The following is a 19930-nucleotide window of genomic DNA, read 5'->3' as shown; positions in this document are numbered from 1 at the left end:
CCTATGCGAAAGCGCGCCCTCATTTTGACAACAGAGTCCGCCCGGCATCCCTTCCGCGCCCAACTGCCGCGCCATGTGCTGGAGCCTGCCGACATGAAGCGCAAGGATGCCGTTGCCACGTCCGATGATGGGGACTGGAAGCTGTTCCTGCTGAGTTTCTGCGCCTTTTTCACGGCTTTCTACAGTTTCATTTTCTGAGGCTGGCTCGCCATCAGTCGCAGGCTTTGTGAAGCCGCCAGGCGAGCCAGGCGCAGGGCAGGCAGAGCGCCGCCACCAGCAGCAGCTGATTCACAACGGAGATACCGGCGAGGCTGAGGCCGATGGCGATCAGCGACCCGGTCACCATCGCACCTGAATTCACGATATTATTAGCGGCGACGGTGCGCGCCGCCTCGCACTTTTCCACGGTCGTGGTCAGGAAGGCATAGAGCGGCACGACGAACATGCCGCCAAAGGTCGCCACGCCCAGCAGGCAAGCCGAAAGGGCGATCGCCAGTGGATGCGCCAGGAAGCCGCCCAGCGAAAGCATCTCTCCATCCGGTGCGGGCGTCCACAGATCGCAAACGAAGTGGAAAGCGACGATGCACAGGCTCATGCCGATGACCGACGCGGGCGCATAGCGCGCGGACACATGCCCCTTGAGCAGCCGGTTGATGGCGACCGATCCGATCGCAATGCCGATGGAGAATATCGCCAGGAACAGGCTGGCCACCGGTTTGTCGGCGGACAGGACATTTTTGACCAGCGGCGGGAACTGGATGAACAGCACCGATCCGACGGCCCAGAAGAAGCTGATCGCCATGATCGCCAGGAACAGGCGGCGGATATGCATGGTGCCGCGCACCAGCGCCACCGATGAGCGGATGATATGGAAATCGATCGGCTGCCGCTCCAGCAGCGAAGGCGCGGCGGGGACTTCGCGGCCAGCCAAATAACCGACCGCCGCAGTGATCACGATTCCCGCCGCCGCTGCCTCCACGGGGATGATGCCCGCGATGATGGTGCCGGCCAGAATGGCGATATAGGTGCCTGCTTCCACCAGCCCCGTGCCGCCCAGAACCTCTTCGTCCCGCAGATGCTGGGGAAGGATGGCGTATTTGATCGGGCCGAAGAAGGTCGAATGGACGCCCATGGCGAACAGGGCCGCCAGCAGCAGCGGTATCGCGACGACATGGACGGCAATCCCGCTCCAGATCAGGGCAAGGCCCGTCGCGCCTACCAGCATGATCGCGATTTCCGCAGCCTTCACGTATCGGATGATGGTCGCCTTGTCGCGCTGGTCGGCCAATTGGCCCGACAGCGCCGACAGAAGGAAGAAGGGCAGGATGAACACGCCCGTCGCCAGCGCGCTGAACCAGGTTTCCGACCGTTCGTCATTGTAGACGCTGTAGACGACGAACAGCACCATCGCGTTCTTGAACAGATTGTCGTTGAATGCGCCGAGGAGCTGGGTGACGAAAAGCGGCAGAAAACGTCGCTTCTTGAGGAGCCTGAGCGAGGCTTGCATATGCGAGGGGGTCTTCTTCGCTGTGGACGAGCGAGGCGCGGTCTAGCCGTTGCCGCCGGGTCTGTCCAACCCCTGATACGCGTTTGCAGGCAGCCTATGTCAGGTCTGCTTGTGCGCGGGCGCGGACTGTGGCAGTTCGCCGGGCATGCTGACGCTGCCCAATCTGCTGACGCTTTCGCGCATCCTGACGGTTCCCCTGCTGGTGGCGCTGCTATGGCCCGCCGAGCTGGGCGCGCGCTGGACCACCGGCTATGCGTTCGCCTTCGCGCTCTACTGCCTGATGGGCATCACCGATTATTTCGACGGCTATCTGGCCCGCGCGCAGGGGACCGTGTCCAAGCTGGGCGTCTTCCTTGATCCCATTGCCGACAAGATCATGGTCGGCGCGGTCATTCTGATGCTGTCGGCGACGCGGGACATTGCGGGCATCCACATCGCCGCCGCGATGATCATCCTGTTGCGCGAGATCGCGGTGTCGGGCCTTCGCGAATTCCTGGCGGGCTTGCAGGTATCGGTTCCCGTGTCCCGCCTCGCCAAATGGAAGACGGCGTTCCAGCTTATCGCGCTAGGCGCCCTGATCCTGGCGGGGGCGCTGCCGCAATTCCCCATCGTCCAGATCATCGGCATCGCCACCCTTTGGGCGGCGGCCATACTGACGCTGGTGACCGGCTGGGATTATCTGCGCGTCGGCATCAAGCATATGGATTGATCGATGGCCGCGCTCACCATTCTCTACTTCGCATGGGTGCGTGAAGCCATCGGCCGGGATGAGGAAAAGGTCGAGCGGCCGGAAACCGGCACCTCCATAGCAGAACTGATCGCCAGGCTGGCGACGCGTGGGGACGGCTATGCGCAGGCGCTTGGCGATCCCGAAAAGCTGCGCGCCGCGCTCGACCAGAAGTTTGTGCCGCTCGACACCATAATCGGTGAGGCGAAGGAGCTGGCGATCTTCCCGCCGGTAACGGGGGGATGAGCCGGGTCTCCATCCAGGCGGAGGATTTCGATATCGCGGCTGAATTGGCCGCGCTGGAAGCCTGCGGGGGTGGCGGAGTCGCCAGCTTCACCGGGATCGTGCGGGGCGGGGAGGGGCTTACCGCCCTGGAGCTTCACCACTATCCCGCCATGACAATGGCGCAAGTCGGCAGGATCGTGGAGGACGCCATGGCGCGTTGGCCGCTGCTCGGCGTGCGGGTGATCCATCGCTATGGACGGCTGGAGCCGGGGGAGCGCATCGTTTTCGTCGGCACAGCGTCCCGGCACCGGACAGCGGCGCTGGAAAGCTGCGCCTTCCTGATCGACTGGCTGAAATCCCACGCGCCCTTCTGGAAGAAGGAGCATTTCAGCGACGGCAGCGCGCGCTGGGTTGAGGCGCGTGTGGAAGATGACGCCAAGGCGCGCGGCTGGTTGGAGTGATGCTTACGCCGCCTGCGCATTGAGCGGCGGCAGTTCGGCTGCTTCCCGCAGCAGTTCCGCCAGCAACCGGAATTCCTTTTCCCGCGGGCTGTTCTTGCGCCAGACCAGCGCGATGTCGCGATGGGAGCGATCGGACCGGAGCGGCCGGGCAGTAATCTGCGTATGCTCCAATATACCGCCGTTGATGGCCATTTCCGGCATGATCGTCATCCCCAGGCCATTGTCCACCATTTGCACCAGCGTGTGCAGCGATGTGCCCATCATCGTGGCGCTCGCCCGGATCTCAGGCCGGTTGCATGCCGCCAGCGCATGATCCTTCAGGCAATGCCCGTCTTCCAGCAGCAGCAGCTTGGTCTCGTCGATCATCTCCGGCGCGATCCATTCGGGCGGATCGCGCGGATCGTCATGCGGGAAGGCGACATAGAGCCTGTCCTGGAACAGCAACTCGCTGTCCAGTTCTCCGGTCGGGAAGGGAAGGGCGAGCAGCACGCAGTCGACATTGCCGTGGCGCAGCGATTCGATCGCCGCCTGCGATGTCTCCTCCCGCAAATAGAGCTTCAATTCAGGCCGCTCCGCCCGCAGCCGGGGCAGCAGGCGGGGCAGCAGGAAAGGCGCGATCGTCGGGATCACGCTCATGCGCAGTTCGCCGGTCAGGGGCTTTCCTGAGGCTTCCGCGATGGCGGCCAGTTCCTCCGCCTCCCGCAGGACCCGGTGCGCCTTTTCAACGATGCGGTCACCCAGAGCGGTGAAGCGGACGACTCGCCGGGTGCGTTCCACCAGGGTCACGCCGATCAGCGACTCCAGTTCGCGAATGCCCGCCGACAGCGTTGATTGCGTGACGTAGCAGCTTTCCGCAGCCTTGCCGAAATGCCCATGCTCTTTTAGCGCAACGAGATATTGCAACTGCTTGAGCGTGGGCATGTAGCTGGACATTGATCGCCTTCCTCAATGAGAAAGCGGAATATAATAGGCTCAGCCGATATATCCAAGCCATTTGGCCACGCCAAACAATGACGTCAGCATCAGGATGGTGCCAACGCCAACGAACAGCACGCGCGGTGCGACATGGCGGGCGAGCATCGCGCCGAACGGCGCGGCGATGACGCCGCCGATCAGCAGGCCCGTGGTATAAGTGGTGAACGCCTGCCAGCCCAGATGCAGCAGGAAGGTAATGCTGATCGACAGGGTCAGCACGAATTCGACCGTGTTCACGGTGCCGATCGTGTGGCGGGGGCTGGTGCCCTGGATCAGCAGGTTGGACGTGACGATCGGTCCCCAGCCGCCGCCGCCGCTTGCATCCATGAAGCCCCCCACCAACCCAAGCGGCGCGACCCATTTGGGATCGCGCGCATGCGGCGGGAAATGAAAGCCCCTCCAGACAAGATAGATGCCGATCGCGGCCAGATAGATCTGGACGAACGGCTTGATCACCGAACCGTCAATGTTGGACAGCACATAAGCGCCCGCGACGCCGCCGATCACGCCTGGTATGATCAGCCGCGCGAACAGCCGCCAATCCACATTGCGATGCGCTATATGGCTGATGGCCGACACGCCGGTAGTAAAGGTTTCCGCCGCATGCACGCTGGCTGAAGCGCGGCTGGGCGGGACCCCCAGGGCGAGGAGCAGCGTACTGGAGATAACGCCATAGGCCATGCCTAAAGCCCCGTCGATCATCTGCGCACCAAAGCCGATGAGGATGAAGGGCAACATCTCCCCAAAATGGGCAATCAAGGTATCTGTCATCCACGAGCCTTTGGCATGTTTGTCTACCGCAATGATAGGTAAATCATCGAGGTCCAAGACACATTCTGTTTTGTTGATGCAAGTCTAAATAGCGGCCATCTGGAAAAATTGTCCCTTTGGGCCTATGTACGGCGTGTCAGCTTTTCAGGGGCGCTTCATGCTGCGCAATCTTATCGCTTATCTCGACTCGGTCAAATCTCGCGACCCGGCGCCGCGCTCCCGTGCAGAAATCATGCTCTATCCAGGCGTGTGGTCGCTCGCCTTCCATCGGGTGGCGCACCGCCTTTACAATGCCCGGCTGTATTTCCTCGCGCGGGCGATCAACCATCTGTCCCGCTTTTTGACGGGCAATGACATTCACCCTGGTGCGAAGATCGGCAAGCGGTTCTTCATCGACCACGGCTTTACGGTGATTGGCGAAACTGCCGAGATCGGCGATGACGTCACGCTTTACCAGAATGTGACGCTGGGCGGGACCGACCCGGCCAATGGCATCGCGGGCAAGCGCCACCCGACCCTGAGCGACGGAGTCATCGTCGGGTCGGGCGCGCAGGTGCTCGGCCCCATCCATGTCGGACCCCGCGCGCGTATCGGAGCGAACGCCGTCGTTACGCGCGAAGTCCCGGAAGGCGCGACGATGGTGGGCATCCCGGCGCGGCAGATGCTGGTCGATGTCACGGCCTATCAGCGGGAATTCCTGCCCTATGGCACGCCCTGTTCGGATTGCTACGATCCTGAAAAGCAGAAGCTTGAACTATTGCAATGCGAAGTACAGCAGTTGCAGAAGCGGCTCGCTGAATTGATGCAGGAGCGGGACGCCCGCTCTGTCGCGCCCGGCGAAGACGTCCCGCTGTTTCAGGAGCGTGGCCGCGCCTGATGAGTAATGTGACGCCGTTTCCCGTTCACGGCGCACCGTCTGGGCAGATCGGTTTCGACCGGCTGGAATTGATGCGGATCATGGACCTTTATGGCCGCATGGTGTCCGCTGGACATTGGCGGGATTATGCCATCGACCTTGGCCGCGACGCCGCCATCTTCTCTGCTTTCCGCCGGTCAGCCGAACGTCCTGAATACCGGATCGAAAAACGTCCGGCGCTCCGCAATCGTCAGGGAATGTGGGCCTTGATCGGGGAGGCCGGGAATATCGTGAAGCGCGGCGGGGAACTTCAAGGCGTGCTCGCGCCCGTCGAACGCCGCCTGCTCAAGATCGTGGGCGACTGACGGCCTGTTTAGGCGCTGTTCGATGGCCCCGACAGCGCTGCGGGAGGCGCTTCCTCTCCATCAAGGAAACCGCGCAGTTCGGACATGAACCGGTCGAACTGGTCATGGTGCAGCCAGTGACCGGCATCGGCGAACTCAACCAGCCTTGCATCCTTGAAGTGACTGATCCGGCCGTCCTTCACCGGGTTCGATGCCCAGCTATCCAGACCCAGGCAGAGGAGGACGGGGCAGGCGATGCGCGCCCAGAATTGCGGCAGGTCTGCCTCCGCGGCCGTTTCCGGCGGCAGGGTGCGCAGATAGGGGTCGAACTTCCAGCCATAGCTGCCGTCTTCGTTCCGGTTCACCCCATGCGCCGTTAGATGCAGCGCCTGTTCGGCCGACAGATGATCGTTGCGTTCCCGCATGCGACCGACGGCAGCTTCGATCGTGGGATAATGGCGGGCGGCGCGGCGGGCGCTCGCGCGCCGGTCCTCGATCCATTCCTTCCATCGGTCAGGCATGGAAAGCGCGTTCATTTCCTCCAGCCGTGCGGGTGAAAGACCCAATCCCTCGATCGCGACAAGCCGCTCCACCCGATCCGGGAACAGCCCCGCATAGCGCAGGACCAGCGATCCCCCTAGGGAATGGCCGACAAGCGTCACCTTGTCCCGGCCCAACTGATCAATCAGTTGCGCGAGGTCATAGACGAAGTCCGCCATCGCATAGGAGCCCTGTGCCGACCATGCGCTGTCGCCATGGCCACGCAGGTCGGGGGCGATGACATGATAATCCTGTGCCAGCGCACGCGCCGTCCAATCCCAACTGCGTGCATGGTCCAGCGCCCCATGCACCAGGATCAGCGCTGGTGCGGAACGGTTTCCCCAATCCACATAATGCAGCCGCGTCCGCAGGGAGGTATAGAAATGAGAGCTTGGGCAAATCGTGGCCGAAGGAGTCATGCGGTCCCATATGCTGGAGGCGAAGGCAGGTTTGATGTTCATCTTCCTTCGGCGAACTCCGCAAAGCTGGCAAGCGCCTTGGCCGGTGCACCACTGAATATTAGCAGTTTTCGCACAAGGCGGAGAGGCGATAACGGCGCTTCGCCGGGTCAATCGTGCCAAAATGGGAGAAAATGGCCCGCCTGATCACAATCCGGTGGGCAAACCCGACACCCCGGAAGAACGATCGGCGGAGACGCCTTGCCGCGCGACCGACACGATCCGTGCCAGGTCGGCCTGCTTGAACGGCTTGTCCAGCCTCAGCCGCTTCGTCGCGTGCTGCGGCAATTCTGCAAAGCCGGTGATGATGACGACCGGCAGCTCCGGGCGTGTTTCGCTCAAGGCATCGGCAAGTTGCGCGCCCGTCATATGCGGCATCGCATAATCGGTGATGACCAGATCGATATGCCCCTGTTCCAGCATGCGCAGGGCGTCGGCCGCCGATCCCGCCTGGAATACGGTATGGCCCAGTTCCTCCAACATGCCAGCCGTATTGGTAAGGACCAGATCATCATCATCGACTGCCAATATGACGAGCGGCTGATCGTCGGACGGATAAAGATATTCGACGGGAGCAGGGATATCCTCCGCCAGATCGCTTTCCGCAGGCGCGACAGGCAGCCACATGGACACGGTGGTGCCCTGGCCCGGCTCGCTCGATATGATCAGCGACCCGCCACACTGCTCGGCAAAGCCATGCACCATGGACAGGCCAAGGCCGGTGCCCTTGCCCACGCCCTTGGTGGTGAAAAAGGGTTCGCGGGCGCGGCTGAGCGTCGCTTCGTCCATGCCGTCCCCTTCGTCGATGACGGACAACCGCACATAGCGGCCGGACGCCAGGTCGGGCCGCTGTTGAGCAAGCACGTCCAACTCGACCCCTTCGATGATCAGCCGTCCGCCATCCGGCATGGCGTCCCGCGCATTGACCGCCAGATTGACCAGCGCCAGTTCCAGTTGCGCCGGGTCCGCATGGGCGCAACTCAGCGAAAGAGGGAAGCGCGTCTCTATCGTTACCGTGCTGCCCAGCGTCGTTTCCAGAAGGGCGGCCATGTTCCGCACCAGCGCGACGCAATCCACCCTTCCCAGCCGCAATTCCTGCTTACGGGCGAAGGCCAGCATCCGCTGCGTCAGCGTCGCGCCCCGTTCGGCCGCCGTCATCGCATTCTGGATATAGCGCGACACGTCGCCGCCGGTTGCCAGCCGCTGTTTCGCAAGGTCCAGGCTGCCGACGATGACCGCCAACAGGTTGTTGAAATCATGGGCGACGCCACCCGTCAGCTTGCCGATGGCGTCCATCTTCTGCGATTGGAATATGGCTTCGCGCGCCTCTTCCAGCGCCAGTTGCGCCTCCCGCCGTTCGGTGAGGTCGCGGGTCACTTTCGCGAAGCCGACCAGGTCGCCCATCATGTTGCGGATGGGGTCGATGACGACGCTGGCCCAGAAACGCGACCCATCCTTGCGGATGCGCCATCCTTCCGCTTCGAACCGGCCCTCGCGCGCGGCGGTCTCCAGCGCACGCACCGGCACGCCCGCCAACCGGTCCTCGTCCGAATAGAAGCGGGAGAAATTCTCGCCCATTATCTCGTCGGCGGTATAGCCCTTGAACCGCTGTGCGCCCGCATTCCAGCTGGTGACCGTGCCGACCGGGTCGAGCATGTAGATGGCATAATCCGTCACGCTCTGTACCAGCAGCCGGAAACGTTCCTCGCTCACCCGCAGCGCTTCCTCGGCCATGCGGCGTTCTGTCAGGTCGCGGGTAACCTTGGCGAAACCGATCAGCACTCCGCTCGCATTGCGGATGGGGTCGATGACGACACTGGCCCAGAAACGAGTGCCGTCCTTGCGGACGCGCCAGCCCTCGGCTTCGAAACGGCCTTCATGCTCGGCAGTTTCCAGCGCACGGGCGGGGATGCCCGCCGCCTGATCCTCAGGCGTGTAGAAACGGGAAAAATGCTGGCCGATGATCTCGTCGGGATCATAGCCCTTGAATCTGCGCGCGCCCGCATTCCAACTGACGATGATGCCATTTGGCGACAGCATGTAGATCGCATAGTCGGTAACGCTTTGCACGAGCAGTTCAAAGCGGTTTCCAGACTCCTCCGGCGCCGCCGTGATCATGATAGCCCCCGGTAAAAACTTATATCTTCTTGAAAATACAAACACCCCGCATGCGGGTTCGTTCCGTTTAACAAGCCTATCACAATTGCTTCCCACTTAGCCTATTGCAAAGAGGATGTTATTTTTTAAGCTCATTTTCGTCCCGGATATGAACCGCGGTCCGGCCGTTGACGCGGGCCGACGCAGCCGTTAATCGGGTGCCGCGCGCGGGTGTAGCTCAATGGTAGAGCAGAAGCTTCCCAAGCTTACGACGAGGGTTCGATTCCCTTCACCCGCTCCACCTGAAACATAAGTTCGTCATCCAAGGGCCTGCCGCTGGCCAGGCCGATGATGGCGCGCAGGCGTGCGGACACCTCAATCTCCACGCCTCGCGGCGTTTTGGCGGGAGTGATGGTCACCGTATCGATAAGCGCGCGTAGGCGGGGGATTGCCTCCAGCTGCGCCTCCGCGTTGCCTGCCAGCGCGTCGCTGAGGGCGCGGATCTGCTCGCGATAGTCGTCCGCGATCTTCGGGTGCAGCGCGATGACGGGCAAGGCTTCGAGATTGGCCAGCTGCTCTTCCGCGTCGGCTCGCTCTTTTGCCGCCTTGGTCATGATCTCGCGCACTTCCATGAACTCGCCCGCACCTTCTGCCAGCGCGGCCGCGAGGCGCTTCACCTTGTCGGTGGCATTGCGCAGCTTGCGCTCCAGGACGGATCGCTCCGCCTTGATCTCGGCCGTGCGGCGGGCAAGATCCTCGTGATATTCCTTCACGAAGATGGCGACATAGCGCGGATCCAGCAGGCCTTCCTGGAGCGCCGCCAGCACCCGCTGTTCGTAAAGGTGGTTCCGGATCGTGCGGTTGTTGGTGCAGTTCCCGCCATCGCGGCGCGAGCCACAAGCCCAGACGCCATCACCGATTACGTTCCAAGGTCCGCCACAGCAGCCGCACCGGCCGATGCCTGACAGCAGGCGTTTGGGCCGCTTCGCCTTGCGGAAGGTGACGCCTTCGGTCTTTGCGCGGGCGGCCTGGGCCGCGTTCCACAGTTCGTCGTCGATGATGCGCAGATCTGGCGCGTCTTCGCTCATCCACTCGGATTCCGGATTGGGCTTGATCAGCGTCTTGCGAGTGCGCGGGTCCGTGACCTTGCTGGTCCGGTTGTGCACGATCTTGCCAATATATATCTGGTTCTGGATCAGCCCGTTCATCCGTTGGCGATCGCCGTGGATCGTGCTGCCGCGCCATTCGCCACCGCGCGGCCCGGGTACGCCTTCGGCATTCAAGCTGGCGGCAATCGCGCGGGTACTGCGGCCGGTGGCGACTTCGCGGAAGATCCGGCGCACGATCGCGGCCTGCTCTTCATCAATGACGCGCAGGCCGCGCAGGAGGTTGCCCCGGCTATCGACCTGGTTGGCGGTGCGGTAGCCATAGGCGAGCCCGGCTGGCACGCGGCCCTGTGATACGGTCCCGCGCTGGCCGCGCTTGATCTTCGCGCCTAGCTCCTTGCGGAAGCGGGCATCCATCAGGCCCTTGATCGTCCCCGTGATGTCATCGACTTCGCCGTCGGACAGGGTGAACAGACGGGCGCCTGCATAGTTTAATCGCTCGCGGATGGCGAAGGCGTCGCCCTGGTGCCGGGCAATGCGGTCGGTGGCCTCCGCCAGCACCTGGTCAATGCCGCCCGATTCGACGCGGGCAAGCATGGCGTTGAGTCCCGGGCGCTGGCCTTCTTCGATGCCAGCTGCGCCGCTGATCGCGTAATCAGTGAATATGTCGATGATTTGCCAGCCTTCGCGCTCGGCGCGCTCGCGGCAGACGGCAATCTGATCTTCGATCGAGCGGCTATTTTGCAGCTGGCTGGAATATCGGGCGTAGATCAGGGTCCGCATGGTGGTATGGCTTTCGACCTTTTCGAGCGGCGGCAAAATCGCGTGCGGATGTAGCACGCGCGAGGGCTTTCACAAATTCGACCACGTCGGGATCGAGCGGCGCGTTCACAGGAGCCTCCTGATGACGGCATTCGGGTCCAATGACTCGGGTATTTCGATCCCTGCGGCCGCGAGGCACTCGGCGCACGGTGACCATGCGTTTAATTGCTTGCCCTCCGCGCGAAGATCGTCGTGCACCTCGTAGCAAGGCGGGTCGCCGAACTCGGCGCAGGCATCCTGGCAGATAGAGCGAAGGTTGGGCTGCGTCATGCTGCTGCCTTCCCCCGCTCGAGCGGGACCGGATGGACCTTGGTATAGAGCAGCGTAAATTCGAGCGCGTACCAGACATGGCGCATCGTCTCGATCCTATCGCGCGTCATGCCCGCTTTCCCGGCGTCATGAGCAATTATCATCCGGTCCATGGTCGCCCGAACATTGCGCGCCATGAGCGCCTGGTCTTCGGGATGCCACCGACAAGGATCACGGCGATCGCCGCCCAGGACGCGCATGAAGTGGACGATGTTCGACCAGATGACGTCATCGCTCTGTGCCTTCTCGGCGCTCACCTTGCCTTCCCGGACGGCAGCTTGGGTCACCGCGCGACGTCGCTCTCGCTCGGTGGTCGCGGCGGCGACCAACGCGGCGGGAGGCAGAGGATCGCGGCCGAGATAGGCGCTCACGTCGGCATCCCGTCGTGCTGGACGCCATCAAGCAAGCGGCCTGCGAAGCTTTTGGTGGTCAGGAGGGAATGGCCACTGCCATTCCTCCAGACCTTCCCATCGGCGGCCATCTGTCCGCAAGGCAGGTAAGCGCCCCATTGTTTGAAGAAGAATGGAACCGGCGCTGGATCTCCATGCAATGTCGCCTGCGCGCACTGATCGCGGAGCGCTGTTGCCCAATCGGCCGCCATGGGTCGCGCGCCGGGCCCGCTTTCGCCGCCCACGACGACCCAATCGATGCGATGCTCGCGATAGGGACCATCGCCGCCTTCGCTGTATCCATGCGCCTCGAACCAGTAGTAGTCGCCAACCTCCAAGGCATCGAAGCGCCAATCTGTGTCGAGATCAGGCTCATCTGGCTCGCGCGGGGCTTTGATCGACCTCAGGTCGATCGGGCCGAGCAGCGGCTCGATCGATAACCAGCGGACTGCGGCAGGCGTGGAGATTAGGTCTGGAATTCGCTGGTCTGCGCGCGGCTGATCTTCGACCGATGCGCCAAGCCAAACATTTGGCAGCGGCCACAGGAGGCGCGATGGGTAATCGGCCTGGGGCTCCTGCCGCTCGAACTGGACCGCAGCAGCGCCGCCGCGAACCGTCCACGCGGTGAGCGCGCCGATGTGGTTCCACCACTGCTTCATCTTGGCATTGAAACGGCGCGAATTTCCCCGTGAAAATTCCGGGCCGTCATCAAAGCAGCGGCGGGCCATGTGGATCTTATAGGCGGCCTCGCAAATTCGACGGACGACGCCGCGATCGTTTAGATGAGCGCGCATCCGATCAGGGCGCTTCGTCAGCACTTGGTGGATGTGCTGCGGGGTCATGGCCATCACGGCGAAGCAGCGGTCGATCCATTCGTCTGGGACGGACGGGTGGAACATATCGCCATGCGCGTTCCAAAAAATCTGGCGCGGCTTGGTCCAGCGGAGCGGCTGCAGCAGCTGCTCCTCGTTTAACCGGACCTCGCCATTCCAGACTGGGCCAGCCTTGCTGTCGATCGTCAAACCGGCCCGCGAGGGGTGGTGCTTCAGGCGCGTGCCGGCGAGGCGCATGGCATAGCAGTTGGTGCAGCCCGGCGAGACGACGCTGCAGCCGTTGATCGCGTTCACCGTCGCGTCGGTCCACTCGATCTTGGTGCCGTCAGCCATGAAGGTGCTCCCAGAGGCGGAGAAAGGCGTTCGCGGCTAAGTCGGGGTGAGCGTATGGTGTGATGACCATGCCGTCGAACGGCACGCATCCGTCGAGCATTTCCCACTTGTCACCGGGAATTGCGCCGGTCATGAGATCGCGCTTCTCCGTGGCGAGCATCCGCAAATCGAACGCCTTAAGCATCTTCGCGTCGGTCTCGCTGAGCGGCGGAAGATCGAACTGCATCCACAGCGCCGCTTCCAGGCGCTTCTCCAACGCTTTGAATTCCGGCAGCATCCACTTCGCGGGGCTCGGCATGTCGCCGAGAGGCACCTCGCCTAACTCATGCATCAGGGCTGGCAAGGCGAGCTCTTTAAGTCCCTCAGCCAGGACGGCGTGCACCATTCGGACGCAGTGCTCTGCAACTGAGTAAAAGCACCGCTTGCCGTTCATGCGAAGCGCCCGGGTCTGCCCGCGAAACCGGGCAGTGTAGGCAAGCCCAAAGGCGACGTCGTCAATCGTGATCGGGCTCTGCTCAGGGGCTTCGTAGTCGAAATATGCGCCATCCCCCATCAAAATAGTGGGGCCCAGCACGCGGCGTACGCCTGCGGGCAAAGCGGATTGGCTGCGGATTGTCACGCGCGCCTCCTGATCGTGATGATCCGCCGGTCGCGTGGGATCGGCTCGAACAGAAGGGCTGCGCCCATCTTGTGGCGGTAGGCGGCGAGCATGCTGACGATCGTCCAACCAGCGAGCGCAAAGCTGCTGCCGAAGACGACCGCGGCGACCTGGCTGAAGGCGCTCACTGCACGGCTCCGCGCACATAGAGCGGCGTGCGATCATAGCCCTCGCCGGTGTGACCAGCCTTGCGCCAGCCCAAGCGGCGGAGCAGCTGCGAGATCTGGACGTTGTCGCGCGGTGCTGGAATGCGGCCTTCGTGCGCGGCGGCTGCAAGGTCGCGCGACAGGTGTAGCAGCCCGACTTCATTCGCATTGCGAAGGTGGCGGGCGATGTAGAGGCCGATGCGCTTGCCTGCCTCGCTGGCGTCGGTGAGCGCGAGCTTCGCGTTCTCGTCTGCGATCTTCGGATCGACAAGCTCGTTGATGTCGGCGCGGCGGCTAAGGCTGGCTGCCACGCCCTCTCGCGCGATGTGCGCCGTGCCGTCTGCCGCATGGCTGAGTACCCGCCAGCGCAGGCCGAGAAAGAGCGCGACGCTGCCGGGATATGGAAATTGGTTTTCAGATTGAAGCACATGAGCCTCCCGTCTTGGTGATTGGCTCAATTAGCTATCTTGGCTAAATCATGTCAACGGCAAATTTAGCCGGTATAGCTAATCCGGCTCAAGCCCGTTGACTCTTTGGCAATGTTTGTTCGATTTATGTTCTCACCAGCAGAAAGGAGTCGTGGGTGGGTTATTCTGGTAAGGTGCAGCGGTCGATCGACGCGGCTGTGGGTAAGAGCAAGCCGATCGGTTATGTCTTCATGGTCGATACGCAGGTGAAGGGGCCGCTACGTCAAACCCGCGCGGAAGCCGTGCAGGATGCGGTGGAAGCGCGTGAAGCGCATGTCGATGTGCAGTATGGGCGGGTGTTCCTTGAGCCTCTGACCTGGATTGCTCCGATCTGGCCCTAAAGGTCCGCGTTATATCCGATTATCCGTCCGATGACGGTCAAGGGTTCTTCGCCCAGGAGCATTTCCTTGTGCTCCGGGTTTGTGGAGCAAGGAGCGAGCCTGGGCGGGCTGTCGAGATACTGTTTAAACGTCATCTCCCCGCCTGGCCGCATCATTGCATAATAGCTGTCGGCAATCAGCGCTTTATCATCCGGATCGCAGAAGATGATGCCGCCGTGCGGAACCAGTTTGTCCATGCTGTCCCCATCAGGCACGAGGGCGAACGTGTTGGGACCGCCCTTCGTCGTTGGAATAAGGTCCAGCGGATCTTCCATCGCCTCGCGCCAATTGCCCGCAGCGATCTTACCCAACAGTGGCACCCTTCGCACAGGACGGCGCGGGACCGTCGCGCCGACCAAATCGTCGGGCTCGACCCCCAGCGCCTCGGCGATTGCAGCGCGCCAGTCGCCGTCCAGCTTTCGTTTGCCAGTCTCTATTTTCTGAATGGTCGCCAAATCGGTCGGCTTACCCGTACGCGGATTCGTCGTGAGCGCCCCCAGCTGCTCTAGTGTGAGCCCCCTGCGCTTCCGAATTTCGCGGATCATGTTCTGGTTTTCGGCCATGTCCCCGGAATAGCCGACCCGGCTAAATCCGTCTTGGCTGGATATAGCTAATTTGGCTTGACGCGAATTAGCCAATGTAGCTAAAGCGATGGCATGACGCTGCAAGATTACCTCTCTCGTGAAGGACTTACCTTTACCGCCTTCGCCGCTTTGATCGGGACGAAATACCCGCGCACGGTTGAGCGATATGCCAAGGGACAACAAATTCCCGACCGCACGATGATGCTGCGCATCGTCGATAAGACGCGCAGCGAGGTGATGCCCAACGATTTCTACGGGGTCGGTCATGTCGCCCCCGATACGAGCAGCAGCGTTGCACCGTCACCGGGAAATTCTCCCGCAACTTCCCCTCTTGCAGAGGAGACAGTCTAGAAAATGCCACGGGGGGATATTGCTACGGGGGAGAAGGCGCTTGCGCTGGCGACCAAACGCGCCATCGAAGCGGCTGGCGGGCTGGAACGCTGCGCCGACGAAACCTCCATCAAAAAGAGCCAGTTGTCGCGGTGCAGTTCGGTCAATGAGCCCGACAGCATCACGATCCGGGACGCCATCACCATCGATCTTCTGGGAACGCGCGTGGAGGGACAGCCCTTCATCCTGCGCGCCTACTGCCGCCAGCTGGGCGGCGTGTTCGTGCCGATGCCCGAGCCGCAGGACGATGCCAACGGGCTGACGCTGTCGGTGGTCGAACTGGCGGGCGAGCTCGGCGACCTTTCGGACAGCATCCGGACGGCGATCAGCGCCCAGGGCGACCAGGGCGAGGCGGTCTCGCCGCGCGAGCGGGACGCCATCCGCGCCGACATCCAGACAATGCAGGAAACGTTGGCCGCGCTGGATCAGCGCATGCTGGCTTTGGACGGGGGGCGCTGACGATGGCCACGAATGCACGCGACTTGCGCTTCTCGATCGGGCCGCTCTGCCTCTCCACGTCCGTGCGGGAACTGGAGGAATGGGTAGCGGGCGCGCCTGAAGGTGCCGACTTCGTCTATGCGCGCGGCGCGGTCCTGGACCAGCGCCGCGATGTCGTTATCCGCGCCCGTGAACTGGCGCAGGAAGGCGAGGTCCGCACGCACCAGCGCAAGGTCAACGGCGAATGGGAATATTTCGTCGTGCGCCGCTATCCCGACCGGCAGCCCCGGCAGAAGGTTCGCCATCTGCACGCCGCGCACGAAACGCCGGCAGGCCGGGTGCTCGCCATCATGGAGCGCTGCCTGCGCCTCGGCCTCCCCGCGCGCACCAATGCTGAGATCGCGCGGGAAATGGGCCTGAAAAATGCGGAAGCGGCCCGGTATCTCTTCAACCAGCTGGTCGAGCAGAAGATCTTGACCGTCACGAACTTCGGCACGCGCGAGCGGCGCGTCGTGACCTTCGTCGCCAGCGGCAAATCGACCGTGCGGGGGGCGCTATGAGCGATCTGATCTCATGCATGGGCTGCGCCGAAATGCAGCAGGGCGTCGCGGAAGCTGCCCTGCCTGACCGCTGGGACGCGATGCGCATACCCGGATTTGAACCCGCTTACTTCTGCGGCGCGTGCGTCGATGGCGGCATGATGGAGCAGTATCGGGCGCAGCAGGGCCTTCCCCGGCGTGCGCGGTGGCGTTTCCCGAACGGTATCATGGCGCTCTATCGCCCGGCGGCGAAGCAAGTGCTGCTGGCGACGGCGGACGGCATGGCTGAGATCAGCGAGCGGGAAGCGGAGCAGCTGGTGGCTGCGATCGCGGCGGCGCTGGCGGTGCGCGGCCTTGCCGAGCAGCTGACGGTGGAGGCGGGCCTGTGACCTTCGTCGATATGACCATCACCCGCCGCCATTTCGAGGCCCGTTACCACCAGGTCGGCCGCTGCATGCTGGCCGATCTTGCCGAGATCTTCGGGCTCGACTTCGACACGGCCGAGCATTGGGCCGACGAGATCGACCGCGACACCCATGAGCAGATTGCCGCCGTCAGCAGGCCCCTTTCGGGCGGCGGCATGGCGGAGACGGGCGCGCCTGCACAGCGCACCGCCTCCGCCGGTTCCCCCTCCCACAACCCATAAGCCGCAACCGGCAAGCCCAAGAGAGAAGGACGTTCCATGGCCAGACCGAAGAAAGCGACGGCGCAGGCAGCGCCGGAAGAAACGACAGCACCGGAGGGCCTTCGGGTCGCGCCCATGGCCATTCAGCCGGTGCCGCTCGGCCGTCTTGTCCGCGCGCCGGAGAATGTGCGCCATACGGACAAGGCGGCCGATGTGGAGAGCCTGGCCGACGACATTGCCGCCCACGGGTTGCTCCAGTCGCTGATCGGCTATGCCGGCGACACCGATATCGACGCGGCCGCGATCTACATCATCGGCGGTGGCCGACGCCTGCAAGCGCTGCAGCTGCTGCGCGAGCGCGGTTCGATCGACGACAGCTATGAGGTTTCGGTGCTGATCCGCGACCAGGCCGAAGCGATCGAACTGTCGCTGTCGGAAAATCTGGCGCGGCGGGACATGAACCCGGCGGATGAATTCGCCGCGTTCGTGGAGCTGATGCGCCCGGGCACCATGTCGCCCGCCGATATCGCCAAGCGGTTCGGCTTCTCGGAGCGATATGTTAAGCAGCGGCTGCGGCTGGGCGGCCTCGCGCCCGAGATCCTCGACGCCATGCGCGAGGGCAAGCTGACGATCGACGCGGCCATGGCCTATGCGCAGTCGCAGGATCAAAAGCTGCAGCTGAAGGTGTTCAACGCGCAGGCGAAGAGCAACTGGAAGCCGCATGATCCGCACTCGATCGGGCTCGCCTACCATAATGCCCAAATGACCACGAAGGACGCCCTGTTCCTTTTCGTCGGTGCCAAGGATTATGAGAAGAAGGGCGGCGGGTATGAGGACGACCTGTTCGGCGAGGCCGATCGCTGGGGCGGCCGGAAAATCACGGATGCCAGCATCATCCTCTCGATCGCGAAGGATCGGGCGGCATTTCAGCAGATCCGCCTGCTCTCAGAAGCGAAGGATGTCTACCCCGGCACCGTTGACGTCCTGATCCCTGGCGGCATCCGCCGCAGCGCCGCGCCGAAAGCGCCCAAAGGCTACAAGCTGGTGGACAAGGGCTACCGATCGGAGCCGACCTATGCCCAACTGCGGGAGAAAGCGGCTCAGCTGCGGCTCGACATGGTGCGGATCGCCAGCGTCAACAGTGAGGGCGTGCTGGCGATGGAGGAGCAATTCTATGTTCCCGCCGATCGGCACGCCGAACTGCTTCCGCCTTTGGGCAGCGATCGGCCGCAAGAAACGCCGGATCAGATCGCTGCACGTCAGCGCGCCGCGAATGTTCGGTCGGTCGCGGCGCTGCTCGCGGCGGTGAAGGTGCGGGCAGATAAGGTTGAAGGGCGGCAGTTCTGGCGGACGCAGCGTCCCGATCTGTGGCGCAAGGAGCACCGCGAAGGCGTCGGCGAATGCTATCCCATCATGGTCGATGTGTTGGTGACACCAGCAGAGATTGATGCGCAGCTGGAAGCGGCCGAGGTCGAATTTGATCGGCAGGAGGCGGAAAAGGTTGCCCGCCGTGAGGCCGAAGAAAAGGCGAAGGCGGAAGCTGCAGAGGCGCTCGACGCGCGGCGCGCCGAAGTCCTGGGCATGGATCCCGCACCGATCGTCATCCAGGTTGATGGGATCACGCACTTCCGCTGGGAGAGCGGGGCCTATGCCGATGAGCAGGAAGATACGCCTGAAGCAGATGAATGCTCCTTCTATGACGATCTGGAAGAGCTTCTGGAGCATGCCGACACCATCGGCCTGACCTGGCTGTCGATCGAGGCGTGGGCGGAAGATCCGCATGGCGACAATGTCGCAGAGCCCGAGGAGCAGGCTGCATGATCAACGTGAATGTGAAAGTGCTGCGGGCCGCGCTGAAGGCGGTCAATGCGGTGGTCGAGAAGCGGACGACCGTGCCGATCTGCGCGACGGTGCTGGTGCGATCGACGCCGGGGCAGATGTTCCTGACCGGTACCGACCTGGAAATCATGGTCGAGAAGACGGTCGATCTGGAGGATGCCGGCGCGAACACCGCCATGAACTTCTGCGTCGATGCATCAACATTGGCATCTATCGCGGGCAAGCTGCCAGCGGAGGGCGTCGCGAAGATCGAGGCCGACGGCAACACCGGCATCACGATCAAGTGCGGGCGGGCGCGGTTCAAGCTGCCCACGCTGCCGACCGATGATTTCCCTGTGCTTGCTGCCCGCGATTGGGACGCGGAGTGGGAGCAGGACGGAACGCAGCTGGTGCAGATGATCGAGAGCGTGCGCTTCGCCATATCGACGGAAGAGACCCGCTATTATCTGGGCGGCATCTACGTCCATGTGCCCTCGGGCTCGGAGTGCCAGTTCGCGGCCGCGACCGACGGACACCGGCTGGCGCGCTTCCACTGCAATGTCGCGGAGGGCGCGGAGGAAATGCCGGGCATCATCATCCCGCGCAAGGCGATCGGCGCGCTGGCCCAGCTGCTCGACGAAGAAGGCGGCATGGTCGGAGTGTCGGTGAGCACTACGAAGTTCCGGTTCGAGGTCGGCAAGACGGTGCTGACCGGCAAGCTGATCGACGGCACGTTCCCGGATTACACCCGCGTCATTCCTGCGGCCAACCGGCTGGATTGCTGGTTTGAGCCTGCCGTGCTCGCCGAAGCGGTGGAGCGGGTGCTGACGATCAGCAGCGACAAAACGAAGGCGATCGCCTTCAACTTCGCCGCCCAGGCCGTCACGCTGGAGGTCACCAGCCCTGAAAATGGCACGGCCAGCGAGGAAGTGCCCTGCGAATATGAGGGCGAGCCGCTGCGCATCGGCTTCAACGGTAGCTATCTGCTCGACGTGCTGCGGCACTTGAAGGGCACCGATTCCGGGAATGAACGGGCCCGGGTGAAGCTGGCGGATCCTGCGACCGCGTCGCTCTGGCAGACCAGCGACGATGCTGCCCGCCTTTATGTCCTTATGCCGCTGAGGGTCTGACG

Annotated in this window: 27 protein-coding genes and 1 tRNA gene; 15 read left to right on the top strand and 13 right to left on the bottom strand. The window is 63.1% G+C overall.

Annotation, left to right across the window (positions count from 1 at the left end):
• The first annotated feature begins 3 nt into the window (after positions 1–3).
• On the top strand, positions 4–198 hold the full coding sequence (locus ET21_RS0103960; RefSeq protein ID WP_021237898.1) for a hypothetical protein: 195 nt from the start codon (positions 4–6) through the stop codon (positions 196–198).
• Positions 199–211: 13 nt separating this feature from the next.
• Here ET21_RS0103960 and ET21_RS0103955 read toward each other — a convergent pair whose 3' ends face one another.
• Positions 212–1507 (bottom strand): MFS transporter, encoded by a 1296-nt coding sequence (locus ET21_RS0103955; RefSeq protein WP_021237899.1) that lies wholly within the window; start codon positions 1505–1507, stop codon positions 212–214.
• A 145-nt stretch (positions 1508–1652) separates the two neighbouring features.
• Between ET21_RS0103955 and pgsA the strand changes: the two genes are divergently transcribed.
• Genes pgsA through ET21_RS0103940 form a run of 3 tightly spaced genes read left to right on the top strand, consistent with a single transcriptional unit; the run spans position 1653 to position 2920 of the window.
• A complete protein-coding gene (pgsA, locus tag ET21_RS0103950; protein WP_030538678.1) occupies positions 1653–2216 on the top strand; it encodes a CDP-diacylglycerol--glycerol-3-phosphate 3-phosphatidyltransferase in 564 nt (187 codons plus the stop codon).
• A gap of 3 nt (positions 2217–2219) precedes the next feature.
• A complete protein-coding gene (gene moaD / locus ET21_RS0103945; protein WP_030538677.1) occupies positions 2220–2480 on the top strand; it encodes a molybdopterin converting factor subunit 1 in 261 nt (86 codons plus the stop codon).
• Positions 2477–2920 carry a molybdenum cofactor biosynthesis protein MoaE gene (locus tag ET21_RS0103940; RefSeq protein WP_030538676.1) on the top strand — a complete coding sequence of 148 codons (444 nt, stop codon included), beginning with the start codon at positions 2477–2479 and terminating at the stop codon, positions 2918–2920. Before moaD ends, ET21_RS0103940 begins: the two co-directional genes overlap by 4 nt.
• Before the next feature lie 3 nt (positions 2921–2923).
• Here ET21_RS0103940 and ET21_RS0103935 read toward each other — a convergent pair whose 3' ends face one another.
• Entirely contained in the window at positions 2924–3853 is a 930-nt protein-coding gene (locus ET21_RS0103935; RefSeq protein ID WP_021237903.1) for a LysR substrate-binding domain-containing protein, read from the bottom strand.
• A 39-nt stretch (positions 3854–3892) separates the two neighbouring features.
• Positions 3893–4666 (bottom strand): sulfite exporter TauE/SafE family protein, encoded by a 774-nt coding sequence (locus ET21_RS0103930; protein ID WP_030538675.1) that lies wholly within the window; start codon positions 4664–4666, stop codon positions 3893–3895.
• Positions 4667–4823: 157 nt separating this feature from the next.
• Here ET21_RS0103930 and epsC point away from each other — a divergent pair, with 157 nt between their 5' ends.
• Together epsC and ET21_RS0103920 are read left to right on the top strand one after the other, a co-directional pair.
• Complete coding sequence (gene epsC, locus ET21_RS0103925; RefSeq protein ID WP_030538674.1) at positions 4824–5543, top strand: serine O-acetyltransferase EpsC; 720 nt, start codon at positions 4824–4826, stop codon at positions 5541–5543.
• Positions 5543–5887, top strand: a complete 345-nt coding sequence (locus ET21_RS0103920; RefSeq protein WP_030538673.1) for a DUF2794 domain-containing protein — start codon at positions 5543–5545, stop codon at positions 5885–5887. The genes epsC and ET21_RS0103920 overlap by 1 nt, the downstream gene beginning before the upstream one ends.
• An 8-nt stretch (positions 5888–5895) precedes the next feature.
• On the opposite strand, the gene ET21_RS0103915 is transcribed toward ET21_RS0103920, so the two are convergent.
• Both ET21_RS0103915 and ET21_RS0103910 read right to left on the bottom strand, forming a co-directional pair.
• Positions 5896–6825 carry an alpha/beta fold hydrolase gene (locus ET21_RS0103915; protein ID WP_051585648.1) on the bottom strand — a complete coding sequence of 310 codons (930 nt, stop codon included), beginning with the start codon at positions 6823–6825 and terminating at the stop codon, positions 5896–5898.
• A gap of 186 nt (positions 6826–7011) precedes the next feature.
• Positions 7012–8982, bottom strand: a complete 1971-nt coding sequence (locus ET21_RS0103910) for a PAS domain-containing sensor histidine kinase (protein WP_037470217.1) — start codon at positions 8980–8982, stop codon at positions 7012–7014.
• Between the two features lie 206 nt (positions 8983–9188).
• On the opposite strand from ET21_RS0103910, the gene ET21_RS0103905 reads away from it, so the two are divergent.
• Positions 9189–9262: transfer RNA gene (locus ET21_RS0103905), tRNA-Gly, on the top strand.
• On the opposite strand, the gene ET21_RS26955 is transcribed toward ET21_RS0103905, so the two are convergent.
• From ET21_RS26955 to ET21_RS0103860, 7 genes are read right to left on the bottom strand one after another with little or no spacing between them, the layout of a single operon-like run.
• Positions 9228–10907 carry a recombinase family protein gene (locus ET21_RS26955; protein ID WP_237751485.1) on the bottom strand — a complete coding sequence of 560 codons (1680 nt, stop codon included), beginning with the start codon at positions 10905–10907 and terminating at the stop codon, positions 9228–9230. The genes ET21_RS0103905 and ET21_RS26955 overlap by 35 nt on opposite strands.
• Before the next feature lie 48 nt (positions 10908–10955).
• Complete coding sequence (locus ET21_RS0103885; protein ID WP_030538667.1) at positions 10956–11159, bottom strand: hypothetical protein; 204 nt, start codon at positions 11157–11159, stop codon at positions 10956–10958.
• On the bottom strand, positions 11156–11569 hold the full coding sequence (locus tag ET21_RS0103880; protein ID WP_030538666.1) for a hypothetical protein: 414 nt from the start codon (positions 11567–11569) through the stop codon (positions 11156–11158). Before ET21_RS0103880 ends, ET21_RS0103885 begins: the two co-directional genes overlap by 4 nt.
• Positions 11566–12753, bottom strand: a complete 1188-nt coding sequence (locus ET21_RS0103875) for a phage Gp37/Gp68 family protein (RefSeq protein WP_037470215.1) — start codon at positions 12751–12753, stop codon at positions 11566–11568. Before ET21_RS0103875 ends, ET21_RS0103880 begins: the two co-directional genes overlap by 4 nt.
• Positions 12746–13372 carry a hypothetical protein gene (locus ET21_RS0103870; RefSeq protein ID WP_051767995.1) on the bottom strand — a complete coding sequence of 209 codons (627 nt, stop codon included), beginning with the start codon at positions 13370–13372 and terminating at the stop codon, positions 12746–12748. The genes ET21_RS0103875 and ET21_RS0103870 overlap by 8 nt, the downstream gene beginning before the upstream one ends.
• Entirely contained in the window at positions 13369–13539 is a 171-nt protein-coding gene (locus ET21_RS28140) for a hypothetical protein (protein WP_193378959.1), read from the bottom strand. Before ET21_RS28140 ends, ET21_RS0103870 begins: the two co-directional genes overlap by 4 nt.
• Positions 13536–13985 carry a hypothetical protein gene (locus ET21_RS0103860; RefSeq protein WP_030538663.1) on the bottom strand — a complete coding sequence of 150 codons (450 nt, stop codon included), beginning with the start codon at positions 13983–13985 and terminating at the stop codon, positions 13536–13538. Before ET21_RS0103860 ends, ET21_RS28140 begins: the two co-directional genes overlap by 4 nt.
• A 155-nt stretch (positions 13986–14140) precedes the next feature.
• On the opposite strand from ET21_RS0103860, the gene ET21_RS0103855 reads away from it, so the two are divergent.
• Positions 14141–14365, top strand: coding sequence for a hypothetical protein (locus ET21_RS0103855; RefSeq protein WP_030538662.1), 225 nt, complete (start codon positions 14141–14143; stop codon positions 14363–14365).
• Here the strand turns inward: ET21_RS0103855 and ET21_RS0103850 are convergent.
• Complete coding sequence (locus ET21_RS0103850) at positions 14362–15072, bottom strand: LexA family transcriptional regulator (protein ID WP_162180684.1); 711 nt, start codon at positions 15070–15072, stop codon at positions 14362–14364. The two genes, ET21_RS0103855 and ET21_RS0103850, sit on opposite strands and share 4 nt — an antisense overlap.
• Between ET21_RS0103850 and ET21_RS28010 the strand changes: the two genes are divergently transcribed.
• Genes ET21_RS28010 through dnaN form a run of 7 tightly spaced genes read left to right on the top strand, consistent with a single transcriptional unit; the run spans position 15061 to position 19928 of the window.
• Positions 15061–15339 carry a transcriptional regulator gene (locus ET21_RS28010; protein ID WP_030538660.1) on the top strand — a complete coding sequence of 93 codons (279 nt, stop codon included), beginning with the start codon at positions 15061–15063 and terminating at the stop codon, positions 15337–15339. The two genes, ET21_RS0103850 and ET21_RS28010, sit on opposite strands and share 12 nt — an antisense overlap.
• Positions 15340–15342: 3 nt before the next feature.
• Positions 15343–15837: a phage regulatory CII family protein gene (locus ET21_RS0103840; RefSeq protein WP_022681177.1), complete on the top strand. Its 495-nt coding sequence runs from the start codon at positions 15343–15345 to the stop codon at positions 15835–15837.
• 2 nt (positions 15838–15839) lie between these two features.
• Positions 15840–16376 carry a hypothetical protein gene (locus ET21_RS0103835; protein ID WP_030538659.1) on the top strand — a complete coding sequence of 179 codons (537 nt, stop codon included), beginning with the start codon at positions 15840–15842 and terminating at the stop codon, positions 16374–16376.
• Positions 16373–16744, top strand: coding sequence for a hypothetical protein (locus tag ET21_RS0103830; protein WP_030538658.1), 372 nt, complete (start codon positions 16373–16375; stop codon positions 16742–16744). The genes ET21_RS0103835 and ET21_RS0103830 overlap by 4 nt, the downstream gene beginning before the upstream one ends.
• The gene (locus ET21_RS0103825) at positions 16741–17001 is read left to right on the top strand and encodes a hypothetical protein (protein ID WP_030538657.1); all 261 of its coding nucleotides are present in this window, start codon (positions 16741–16743) and stop codon (positions 16999–17001) included. The genes ET21_RS0103830 and ET21_RS0103825 overlap by 4 nt, the downstream gene beginning before the upstream one ends.
• Before the next feature lie 36 nt (positions 17002–17037).
• Positions 17038–18801 carry a ParB/RepB/Spo0J family partition protein gene (locus tag ET21_RS26420; RefSeq protein WP_030538656.1) on the top strand — a complete coding sequence of 588 codons (1764 nt, stop codon included), beginning with the start codon at positions 17038–17040 and terminating at the stop codon, positions 18799–18801.
• On the top strand, positions 18798–19928 hold the full coding sequence (gene dnaN, locus ET21_RS0103815; RefSeq protein ID WP_030538655.1) for a DNA polymerase III subunit beta: 1131 nt from the start codon (positions 18798–18800) through the stop codon (positions 19926–19928). Before ET21_RS26420 ends, dnaN begins: the two co-directional genes overlap by 4 nt.
• Positions 19929–19930: the final 2 nt, after the last annotated feature.

The organism is Sphingobium sp. DC-2, assembly GCF_000722555.1.
GTDB lineage: Bacteria > Pseudomonadota > Alphaproteobacteria > Sphingomonadales > Sphingomonadaceae > Sphingobium > Sphingobium quisquiliarum.
This window is presented reverse-complemented; position numbering and strand designations above follow the sequence as displayed.

Coding starts and splice junctions, on each gene's coding strand:
- ET21_RS0103960 (WP_021237898.1), top strand. CDS start 4: ATGCGAAAGCGCGCCCTCATTTTGACAACAGAGTCCGCCCGGCATCCC.
- ET21_RS0103955 (WP_021237899.1), bottom strand. CDS start 1,507: ATGCAAGCCTCGCTCAGGCTCCTCAAGAAGCGACGTTTTCTGCCGCTT.
- pgsA (WP_030538678.1), top strand. CDS start 1,653: ATGCTGACGCTGCCCAATCTGCTGACGCTTTCGCGCATCCTGACGGTT.
- moaD (WP_030538677.1), top strand. CDS start 2,220: ATGGCCGCGCTCACCATTCTCTACTTCGCATGGGTGCGTGAAGCCATC.
- ET21_RS0103940 (WP_030538676.1), top strand. CDS start 2,477: ATGAGCCGGGTCTCCATCCAGGCGGAGGATTTCGATATCGCGGCTGAA.
- ET21_RS0103935 (WP_021237903.1), bottom strand. CDS start 3,853: ATGTCCAGCTACATGCCCACGCTCAAGCAGTTGCAATATCTCGTTGCG.
- ET21_RS0103930 (WP_030538675.1), bottom strand. CDS start 4,666: ATGACAGATACCTTGATTGCCCATTTTGGGGAGATGTTGCCCTTCATC.
- epsC (WP_030538674.1), top strand. CDS start 4,824: ATGCTGCGCAATCTTATCGCTTATCTCGACTCGGTCAAATCTCGCGAC.
- ET21_RS0103920 (WP_030538673.1), top strand. CDS start 5,543: ATGAGTAATGTGACGCCGTTTCCCGTTCACGGCGCACCGTCTGGGCAG.
- ET21_RS0103915 (WP_051585648.1), bottom strand. CDS start 6,825: ATGACTCCTTCGGCCACGATTTGCCCAAGCTCTCATTTCTATACCTCC.
- ET21_RS0103910 (WP_037470217.1), bottom strand. CDS start 8,982: ATGATCACGGCGGCGCCGGAGGAGTCTGGAAACCGCTTTGAACTGCTC.
- ET21_RS0103885 (WP_030538667.1), bottom strand. CDS start 11,159: ATGACGCAGCCCAACCTTCGCTCTATCTGCCAGGATGCCTGCGCCGAG.
- ET21_RS0103875 (WP_037470215.1), bottom strand. CDS start 12,753: ATGGCTGACGGCACCAAGATCGAGTGGACCGACGCGACGGTGAACGCG.
- ET21_RS28010 (WP_030538660.1), top strand. CDS start 15,061: ATGACGCTGCAAGATTACCTCTCTCGTGAAGGACTTACCTTTACCGCC.
- ET21_RS0103840 (WP_022681177.1), top strand. CDS start 15,343: ATGCCACGGGGGGATATTGCTACGGGGGAGAAGGCGCTTGCGCTGGCG.
- ET21_RS0103835 (WP_030538659.1), top strand. CDS start 15,840: ATGGCCACGAATGCACGCGACTTGCGCTTCTCGATCGGGCCGCTCTGC.
- ET21_RS0103830 (WP_030538658.1), top strand. CDS start 16,373: ATGAGCGATCTGATCTCATGCATGGGCTGCGCCGAAATGCAGCAGGGC.
- ET21_RS26420 (WP_030538656.1), top strand. CDS start 17,038: ATGGCCAGACCGAAGAAAGCGACGGCGCAGGCAGCGCCGGAAGAAACG.
- dnaN (WP_030538655.1), top strand. CDS start 18,798: ATGATCAACGTGAATGTGAAAGTGCTGCGGGCCGCGCTGAAGGCGGTC.